The organism is Lactococcus sp. S47 (assembly GCF_016517475.1).
Taxonomy (GTDB): Bacteria; Bacillota; Bacilli; order Lactobacillales; family Streptococcaceae; genus Lactococcus; species Lactococcus lactis.
In genome coordinates, this window is record NZ_JACVUB010000023.1 from 1 (window position 1) to 1,067 (window position 1,067).

1 protein-coding gene is annotated in these 1,067 nt (G+C 52.7%); it reads right to left on the reverse strand.

The window, feature by feature from the left end; translation table 11 throughout:
- Window positions 1-1,067, reverse strand: a 1,067-nt coding sequence (locus IAE52_RS11405) for a phage tail tube protein (RefSeq protein ID WP_233610999.1), incomplete at both ends; no start/stop codon positions are given.

The window sequence follows — 1,067 nt, forward strand, 5'->3', positions numbered from 1 at the left end:
GTTCCTGTTCCAACGGTTGCCCCACTGCCATCTTTAATTGTGACCGTTGAGCCCGGTTCAGCTGTACCTGTGACCGTATAACCATTCGTGCTGTTTCCTGTCACATTTCCTACTGTTGGTGCATCTGGAGCAGTGGTATCTGCTGGGTCTGTGACAACTAGAGTTTGAGTGACGTCTTCATAACCACCTGCCGTATAAGTGACGGTGTAGGTACCTGCTGCCAAGTTACCATTAGTAACCGCACTTCCTGAAGCATTCGTGATAACTGCTGTGACCGGAACATCGGCACCTTCACTGTCTTTCAGAGTTGCTGGAAGAGTAGCCATACCGTCTGCGGCACCAACCGCTGTGGTCGTTGCGGCCAAGTTACCGGTTGGAGCTACGAGAGTTGGATCCGCTGGAGTCGTCGCTGGAGTTGGATCACTCACATTTCCTGCACCGTCGGTCGCTGTAACACTAATTGGTGCGTTAGGGCCGACTGAGCCTGGGAGGGCAACCGTATAATCTCCTGTTTCATTCACGGTTCCTGTTCCAACGCTTGCCCCACTGCCATCTTTAATTGTGACCGTTGAGCCCGGTTCAGCTGTACCTGTGACCGTGTAACCATTCGTGCTGTTTCCTGTCACATCACCTACTGTCGGTGCATCTGGAGCAGTGGTATCTGCGGGGTCTGTGACAACTAGAGTTTGAGTGACGTCTTCATAACCACCTGCCGTATAAGTGACGGTGTAGGTACCTGCTGCCAAGTTACCATTAGTAACCGCACTTCCTGAAGCATTCGTGATAACTGCTGTGACCGGAACATCGGCACCTTCACTGTCTTTCAGAGTTGCTGGAAGAGTAGCCATACCGTCTGCGGCACCAACCGCTGTGGTCGTTGCGGCCAAGTTACCGGTTGGAGCTACGAGAGTTGGATCCGCTGGAGTCGTCGCTGGAGTTGGATCACTCACATTTCCTGCACCGTCGGTCGCTGTAACACTAATTGGTGCGTTAGGACCAACTGAGCCCGGAAGAGTAACCGTATAATCTCCTGTTTCATTCGCGGTTCCTGTTCCAACGGTTGCACC